The organism is Mesorhizobium sp. M6A.T.Ce.TU.002.03.1.1, from assembly GCF_003997275.1.
GTDB classification, from domain to species: domain Bacteria; phylum Pseudomonadota; class Alphaproteobacteria; order Rhizobiales; family Rhizobiaceae; genus Mesorhizobium; species Mesorhizobium mediterraneum.
Genome location: NZ_RZTI01000190.1, coordinates 1 through 8,394 on the forward strand (window position 1 = coordinate 1; position 8,394 = coordinate 8,394).

An 8,394-nucleotide genomic window follows, 5' to 3' on the forward strand; every position below is an offset into this window, starting at 1 on the left:
GGAATTCCTTGTCGGTCATCACCCGCGAGAAAATTTCCTCGTTGCCCTCCATGCGATCGATGAACAGTTCGTCGAGCATCCGTTCCAGATAGGATGAGAAGTTGGCAAGATTGTTGGCCTTGGCCGCTTCAACGATCTTGTCGTCTTCTTCGGCGCTCGCACGTATCTGATCGAAGAAGAATTGATCGGCTTCGGTAAAATTGGTGCCGAAGCGCTCGTTTAGCTTCGCCACCAATGTAGAAAGTGCGACGCCCTCTTCCGCGAAACTTCCAGTGCCAACGTCCGTCGGCCCCTTGAGCGGGGCGGCTTCGCCGTAACCTAGATCGATTGAACCTTCCGTCATCTGCTGGAGTCGGAAGAAGCGAAGCGCCACCTCGTCGTCCAGCGCAAAGGCGTGGCCATCGCCGGGTGGTGGGAGCTTGGCGATCAGGTTGCGAACAAAGGCGTAGAGCTTTTCAAGCTCGCTGTCCTGATAAGGGATGATCTGGGAGAGGAAGGCGTAAAGGTTCCGGTACGCGGTCAACTGGCTACGAAACTCGTCCTGCTCCGGCTCTTCTTTGTCAAGGAACCGCTGCACCACCGCATCGAGCACCGCGTTCATCAGCCGATGGTCGGTTGCGGAATGATCGCGCTTGCCCCGATACCACACCTCAGCAAAGGCGTTGACGTCATCGGGCGCAAAGATCGCCCATTCCAATAGCTTGTGCTGCAATTCGGACAAGCGGTGCGGGTCGGCGTTCTCGCCGATGGGCGTCGCCTCGTAGTATGGCTTGAACGCCTTGTAGATGTCGTCTTCCTCGTTGGCGAAATCGAGCACAAAGGTGCGCGCCTTGCCCGGAGCCATTCGGTTGAGGCGGGACAGCGTCTGCACCGCCTGCACCCCGGCCAGCCGCTTGACGACATACATCGTTTGCAAAAGCGGCTGGTCGAAGCCCGTCTGGTATTTTTCGGCGACCAGAAGCACACGATAGTCGTCGCGCTCGAAGGCTTCGGGCAATTCACTTTCGGCCAGCCCGTCGTTCATCGAAACTTCGGTATAGGACGAGCCCGGGTCTTCCGGGTCTTCCACTGTGCCGGAGAAGGCGACCAACGAGCGGATGCCGGTATATCCGTGATCCTTGATGTAGCGGTCGAACGCCAGCTTGTATTTAACGGCAGCAAGACGCGAGCCCGTGACGACCATCGCCTTGGCCCGCCCGCCCAGCTCGTGCAAGACGTAGAGACGGAAGTGCTCCACGATGACGGAGACGACCTGCTCGATGTTGACAGGATGCAATTCCAGATACCGGGTCAGCGCCTTCGCGGCTTTCTTGCGTGGGACCTCGGGGTCGTTCTCCACCTGCTTGATAAGGCCGAAGAAGCGCTTGTAGGTCGTGTAGTTCAAGAGCACATCCATGATGAAGCCTTCTTCGATGGCTTGCCGCATGGTGTACTCGTGGAACGGCGACGTACCGGATGGTCCCGGCTCGTCAAATAGCGTCTTGGTCTTGAATTTCGGTGTGGCGGTGAAAGCAAAGAAGCTTAGGTTCGGCTGTCGCGCGCGCTTCAACGCATCGCGCAGCATCGCCGCCTTGGCCTCTTCGGAAAGATCGTCGTCCTCTTCGTCCGACATCTGCGCGGCAATCGCGGCTTCAATGCCATCCTTGTTGAGCATGCCCTTGAGCGCGGTCGCGGTCTCGCCGCTTTGAGAGGAATGCGCCTCATCCACGATCACGGCGAAGCGCTTGCCCGCCGTGTCGATCTTCACCCCCGTACCCTTGCCCTCCAGCGTGGAGAGCGCCTGCGCGATGAAAGGGAACTTCTGGATCGTGGTGATGACGATCGGCGTGCCCTGTGACAAGGCGCGAACAAGCTGTTGAGTGTCCTCGTCGATCTTCTCGACCACGCCGGTCTTGTGCTCGAACTGGTAGATGGTGTTCTGCAATTGCTGATCGAGCACGCGCCTGTCGGTGACGACCACCACCGAATGAAATACCTTCTGGTCATTGGCGTTGTGCAGGCTCGCCAGCCTGTGGGCCAGCCATGCGATGGAGTTGGATTTTCCTGACCCCGCGGAGTGCTGGACGAGATAGTTGCGCCCGGAGCCATTCTCGCGCGCATGGGCGACGAGCTTACGCACCGCATCAAGCTGGTGGTAGCGCGGGAAGACCATCGTTTCCTTACGGATGGTGCGCACGCCTTTGTCGGTCTTGACCTGCCGCTCCTTCACTTCCAGGTGCATGAAGCGTTGCAGGATGTCGATCAGGCTGTCGGTCAGTAGCACCTCGTCCCAGAGGTAATGGGTTTTCCAGTTTCTTTCGACAGGCGGGTTGCCCGCGCCGTGACTATTGCCCCGGTTGAAGGGCAGGAAGACGGTTTCCTTACCCTTGAGGCGTGTGGTCATCCACACCTCATCGGGGTCCACCGCGAAATGCACAAGCGCGCGTTTCTTGAAAGCGAACAGCAAATCGCGCTCGTCGCGCTCATCGCAATATTGGCGCACCGCATCCGCCGCACGCTGGCCCGTCAGCGAGTTCTTCAGTTCCGCCGTGGCCACGGGCAGACCATTGAGGCTGAGCGTCACGTCAATGATGCAGCGTCGATTCTTGCCGTCCGCCTTTTTCATCACCGAGGTGAAGGCCACCTGCCGCGTGATGGTCAACCGGTTCGCGGCATAGGACGCGGTTGCCTCAGGATTCATCGCTGAGTTCGGGCGGAAAAAGGCCAATCGGAAGGTCTTGCCGTAGCATTTGAACCCGTGCCGGAGGACGTGCAGCGTGCCCTTGATGTCGAGTTCCTTGGCGAGATTATCGAGCACGGTCGCTTCTGTCTTGGCCCCGAGCAGGGCTTCAAGCTGGCCCCACTTCGCCGGCTGACTGTCTTTCAGAAAGCCGGTCACATCCTCGGGGAACAGCGCCAGCGACTCGTGATAGGCGGTCGGCGCGCGCTTGGCGTAGCCGCCCGCGCCGATCAGTCCGGCCTCAATGGCTGTCTCGAAATCGTGTTCGGTGTGGCCGGACATGACTCAAATCTCCTGCACCGAGGCATTGTGCAGCGCCGCCACGGACGCACCGTTCACCTCGTTAAAATGGTAGTAGCGAATGGAGGGGTCGGCATTGAGCTGTCGGTTGGCGTCAACGAAAGGATCGGGGTTTTCATTCGTCCCAAACACGAACTTCCTTGCCCGTATTTTTCGTGTGTCGGAAGTGTAATGTTCAATTGTCTTCTTTACTGACCTCACCCAGCAAACACCAGCATTCAGCTGGGATTTGATCGTTTCGGCGTTGATGCCCTTCGATTTGAATTCGATACAGTCGGCGTGGAATGATCGCCCGTTCACATAAAAAATCACAAAATCGCAGCGCTTCGACCAAGGCTTCCCATTGTCATCGAGAAAATGAAAGAGAGCAGGCTTTGACTTTTTCTTGGAAATCTCAAAGTCGTCGTGGTCCAGCTTGAAAGCCAAACCCTTGCCGGGCAACAGCAGCTCGATCTTGCGTACTTGAGGTTTAACGTCTTCCGGGCGGAAATAGGTTTCGGTCAGAATAACCTTTCCATCTGACCCATTATGCGTGATGTAATCATCGTTCACATATGCTTTAAAGTGCTGGAAATATGTCTGAGCCGCCAGCGTCATTTAAACACCGCGATTTGTCCAGTGATGGCTGAACTAACAGTGGCCGCCCTAAACTCTCGAAGTAGATCGATAGAAATTCGAATAATCTGCGCAAGCCGTTCGTGCTCAGAGAGTTTTTTATTTAACATCTCCGTGATTTGAAATTGCTCTTCGATCGGCGGGAAAGCGAAATTGTAGTGGCGTAGCTGTTCGGCGGTGAGATGATCAATTGTTGTCTGATTACCGCCCGCAATAAAAACGCCGTTCTTCGTCGCCATTTCCATGAGAAAGTAAAGGAACTCGGCGGTGTCGGACTTGGGATGAAACGGCCTCAACCTGTGAAGCGCCTTTTGATAATAACACTCCTCCAATTCTCCTCGCCAGATTGCTGATCTCCCAACGTAACTTCCGCCTTCGTTCACCAGAAGGTCTCCAGGTCGGAGTCGATACCGAATTTGGGCCTCTGGCGGGAAGTCCATCAACGGAAGATCGTCGACAGTGATTTTGCCCCATTGAACATCGTAAACCCGCAGGTACGGTTTTAAGTGGTCCCCATCCGATCGCTCGGCGTTGAGCATCCGGCCAAGTTGGACTTCGTAGCGGTAGCCCAAGGATGACACGACCCAATGTGCCGGGATGTCGCCGAGCCAGTCTATGCCGGAGGGTTTCATGGGGGCGTCTGGGTTCAAGCCCTTGGTTACGGCGCGGGTGATGAGGGCCTGACGCTTTTCGGCCAGCCGGTCCAGAAGCGTGAGCTTCTTCTCAATCAGCCCGTCGATCCGCGCCGTCTTCGCATCCAGATACCGCGCAATCCGCCGCTGGGTTTCGAGGGGCGGGAGCGCTAATGGTGCAGCCTTGACCTTCTCTGCCGTAAAATGTGCGATAGTCGCCACGTTGCAAACCATCTCGACATATCCAGCGACCTTTAAAAAAGTGAACCAGTAGTAGATGAACTCGGGCAGGATGCGTACATCGCCAATGGGACGCACCCGATTGATGGCGTTTTGAAAGTAGTATTCATCATCGCTGTTAAATACCGCTGTTCGACCCGCGTCGCCCCCTTCGCTAACCAGGATGTCGCCACGCTTCAGCCGAAATCGCTCCATTTCCTGCGGTTTTATCCACATGCTGAAATCGTGTGAAAGATCGAGTCCGCTCTTGGCGATATTGATGGCGCGCAAATATCGCTTCAATTCGTCTCTTTCGGAGACAGGATCATTTTGGAGCATCTTGCCGAGCTGAACATCGCAATACTTTCCGACGCTGGCTTTAATCCACGAGTCTGGAACCACTTCGACCAGATTCATGCAACCAGCCCCTTCAACAGCCCAGCAATCTCGCCTTCCAGCGCGGTGATGTCCGTCTCGATCTCGTCCAGTGGGCGCGGCGGCTTGTAGACATAGAAATGCCGGTTGATCGGAATTTCGTAGCCGACTTTGGTCTTGTCGTAGTCCACCCAGGCATCGGCCAAATGTGGCAGCACCTCGCGCGCCATATAGGCGTCGATCGCGGGCTGCATCGCCGTAGCGAGGTCCTCGTTCGGTTTGTCCGGACCAAAAAACATCGGCAGCTTCGCCCCTTTTTGTGCGGCGTTCTCGGGCTTTCCGACCGCTTCCAAAAACGCCTTTGGCATCTCGAATGCCTTGGGCAGCGGGATGTTCTCGGTGTCGCGCAATTCGCTGTCCGGCTCCGGCCTGCCCTTGCTGTCGAGACATTCCTTTGCGTCCGGGTCGCGCTCGCCCAGCGCGGCGAAGATCGCTTTCTTGACCGGCGCGGGGATTTTGACCCCGGCGCGCTTGGCGGCGCGGTCAAGGTCCGCCTCGAACACCTCGCGATCCATATAGCGGCCCTTGGCTTCGAGCGTCGCCAGCGCGGCGCGGATGGCCTCCTGCTGCGCGCGCCCTTCCTCTATCTCGCGCGCAGCCGCCTTGTCGTCCTTGCGCCTTTTTGAGGTGGCGAGACTGACAAAGGCGCTTTGGCCGTCCAGTCGGACAATGCGCTCTGCTGTCGCCTCGAAGTTCATGCGCAACGGGCGCTCAACCGTCACCTTGAGGAAGCCGAACTCGCGGTTCTCGAAAATGCGCGAGACGGTTCGGGTCTCGGTGCCGCCATTGATACGCACCTCCGCCGTCTCGCCGTCTTGGCCGTTGCCATAGATGCGGGTGAGATGGTGGATCTGGTCGTCATTGATCTGGTTGCGCTTGTTGTTGAGGCTCTTCGTCATCCGCTTGAAAAAGCGGGTGCCGTCGATCAATTGCACCTTGCCGCGCCGCTTGGGAGCCTTGCGATTGGTGACGAGCCAGACATAGGTGAAGATGCCAGTATTGTAGAAAAGCTGGTCGGGCAGCGCCACGATGGCGTCGAGCCAATCGTTCTCGATGATCCAGCGGCGGATGTTCGATGGACCGGACCCGGCATCGCCCGAGAACAGCGGCGAGCCGTTGAAGACGATGGCGATCTTGGAGCCGACCGCATTCTCATCCCCTTCCTTGTAAGGGTGCATCTTGGAAATCATATGCTGGAGGAACAGCAGCGAACCGTCGTTGATCGCGGGCAGCCCGACGCCGAAGCGTCCCGCAAAGCCCAGCTCCTTGTGTTCCTTCTCGACAACCTTTTGCTGGTCCTTCCACTCCACGCCGAAGGGCGGGTTGGCGAGCAGGTAATGAAACTGCTTTCCCTCGAAGCCGTCGCGCGTCTTGCCGTCACCCAGCGTGTCGCCAAGCACGATGCTGCTGGTGTCCTCGTCCTTGATGAGCATGTCCGAGCAGCAGATGGCCCAGGACTCGTCGTTGTATTCCTGTCCGAAGAGGGCCAGCTCTGCGCGGTCGTTCTGCCCGAGGATGAACTTTTCCGATTCCGACAGCATCCCGCCGGTGCCGCAGGCCGGATCGTAGATTGTGCGGAAAATGCCCGGCGTGTATACGTCCTGCTCACCGGTGTAGACGAGGTTCGCCATCAGGCGGATAACCTCGCGCGGGGTGAAGTGGTCGCCGGCCTCTTCGTTGGCCTGCTCGTTGAAGCGCATCACCAGATGCTCGAACAAATAGCCCATCTGCAAATTGTCGATGCGGTTAGGGTGCAGGTTCACATCGGCCATTGCCTTAATGATAGTGAATAGGCGGTTGCTGGCGTCGAGCTTCTCGATCTGATCCGTGAATTTGAAGCGCTCGAAGATGGCCCGCGCAGAGGGCGAAAAGCCGTTGATGTAGGAGACGAGGTTCGGCGCGATGTTCTCGGAATCACCAAGCAGCCGGTCGAAGGTGAACGGGCTGGTGTTGTAGAGGGGATGCTTGCGCTTCGGATCCGCCGCGCGCCCGAGCAGCCTTTCCATCGCGCTTTCCGGCATATTCTGCGCGGCCAGCTTTTCATATTGCTTAAGTACAGCGTTCTTAGTCGGCTCAAGAACACAATCCAGTCGCCGCAAAACAACAATTGGTAACATGACCAGTCGGTATTGCGGCGGGCGATACGGACCGCGTAGTCGATTCGCGATTTCCCAGATTGTAGACTTAAGATTTTCATGGGCTTGGATATTCATGTCAGCTGTTCGCCTTGGCACTTCGAGAACTTAGAGACGCACACGCCCCAGAGTTGAAGGTTGAATCGACCGACGGCGTATAAGTCAAGGGGACGACTGGTGCATCTCCCCATCGTCAACGGCCGAAAGTCCTGCGGGATGTGCTTGCAAACAGCCGGCATTAGGCACGAGCTGTTCCGTCGCGGATGCCCTATAGGACGTTTCAGCATCAATCTCTGGGCGACCTGGTCCCCGAATTCACCCCCCTCCAGCAGCGCCAGCAGTCCCTTCAGAATTTCCGCCGGCGGCGGCGGGCAGCCGGGAATGTGCAGATCGACAGGCAGCACGTCCAACACGCCGCCCACCACGCTCACCTTCGATCCCAGCGCTGCTCTGGAACCCAATCGGCTTCGAATGACTTGTTTGTGATAGCTCTTGAAGGAGAGACCCCATTGTCCGCACCTGACGAAATGGATGTCGTCCTCGAAAAGCTGCCTTTGAGGATCGGCGCCTACGTACCCGACGACTTGCTGGAAGACTGGTTCGCGCCGGGAACGGGCATGAACCCGGTCAGCAAGGAAGCGCTGGCGGCCGCCAAGACTTACGGATGGCGCTTCGAATGCGAGTTCAAGCATTATCCCGAACGGATGGAGGGCGTGTTCTGGAAGTGGGTGCCGGCGATCTGATCCGCGCCATTCGGCCCGGACTCCTTGGCGCTTCGGTGATCGAGATTTTCGCGAACGTGATCGCTGCCCTGATCTCTTCAGCCGCCGCCGATCGGCGTCGTCACCTTTCCGGTTCCGCCGCATTCGGGGCAGGTGCGGCCGTCGATCATGCCTGTCCCGGCGCAGCGGTGGCAAATATGCTCGCCGGCGCCGGCAATGCCTGCCGCTTCGGGATTGGCTTCCGCAAATTGCTCGGGTTTGCCTTGCAGCTTGCCTCGCAACCGGGCGGCGGTCTCGTCGACTTCAAGCGGCGTGCTGCCCAGCAGGCCTTCGCCGGACTGGCCTATGGTTTCGTTGCGCGGCCGGTCGTTGGTGCCTGTCGTTATCTCTAGTTTTTGGGCCATTGCAGTACTCTTTTACGGTGGCGCAGCTCTCAACTCCTGCGGTTCGAACGCCTCAGCTCCGCAGAGGTTCCGGTTGGCAACTGTCCGCCGACGGGGTCGAACGGACGTGGCAATCAGCCAAGCGCATCCAGGCTGAAACGGCGGGAGATCGGGGAGTCGCGCAAGCAGGAATCCCATCAATGGCGCCGCCCCGCCCTTGCGTCAGCGCAGCCG

General features: G+C 58.0%; 6 protein-coding genes and 1 pseudogene. 1 reads left to right on the top strand and 6 read right to left on the bottom strand.

Annotated features, from left to right (window positions below; genetic code table 11):
- The 5 genes and pseudogenes from EOC93_RS31230 to EOC93_RS31250 all read right to left on the bottom strand — a co-directional run.
- The coding region (locus tag EOC93_RS31230; protein WP_164759351.1) for a DEAD/DEAH box helicase family protein at window positions 1-3,001 on the bottom strand (3,001 nt) is incomplete at its 3' end.
- Window positions 3,002-3,004: 3 nt separating this feature from the next.
- Window positions 3,005-3,616 (bottom strand): hypothetical protein, encoded by a 612-nt coding sequence (locus tag EOC93_RS31235; protein WP_127206547.1) that lies wholly within the window; start codon window positions 3,614-3,616, stop codon window positions 3,005-3,007.
- On the bottom strand, window positions 3,613-4,902 hold the full coding sequence (locus EOC93_RS31240) for a restriction endonuclease subunit S (protein WP_127206548.1): 1,290 nt from the start codon (window positions 4,900-4,902) through the stop codon (window positions 3,613-3,615). The genes EOC93_RS31235 and EOC93_RS31240 overlap by 4 nt, the downstream gene beginning before the upstream one ends.
- A complete protein-coding gene (locus tag EOC93_RS35155; protein WP_127206549.1) occupies window positions 4,899-7,133 on the bottom strand; it encodes a class I SAM-dependent DNA methyltransferase in 2,235 nt (744 codons plus the stop codon). The genes EOC93_RS31240 and EOC93_RS35155 overlap by 4 nt, the downstream gene beginning before the upstream one ends.
- Before the next feature lie 245 nt (window positions 7,134-7,378).
- Window positions 7,379-7,483 (bottom strand): annotated as a pseudogene (locus EOC93_RS31250) (hydrogenase); the annotation flags it as partial.
- Window positions 7,484-7,564: 81 nt separating this feature from the next.
- On the opposite strand from EOC93_RS31250, the gene EOC93_RS31255 reads away from it, so the two are divergent.
- The gene (locus EOC93_RS31255) at window positions 7,565-7,798 is read left to right on the top strand and encodes a hypothetical protein (RefSeq protein ID WP_127206550.1); all 234 of its coding nucleotides are present in this window, start codon (window positions 7,565-7,567) and stop codon (window positions 7,796-7,798) included.
- A 77-nt stretch (window positions 7,799-7,875) separates the two neighbouring features.
- Here the strand turns inward: EOC93_RS31255 and EOC93_RS31260 are convergent, their stop codons facing one another.
- Window positions 7,876-8,181 (bottom strand): hypothetical protein, encoded by a 306-nt coding sequence (locus EOC93_RS31260; RefSeq protein ID WP_127206551.1) that lies wholly within the window; start codon window positions 8,179-8,181, stop codon window positions 7,876-7,878.
- Window positions 8,182-8,394: the final 213 nt, after the last annotated feature.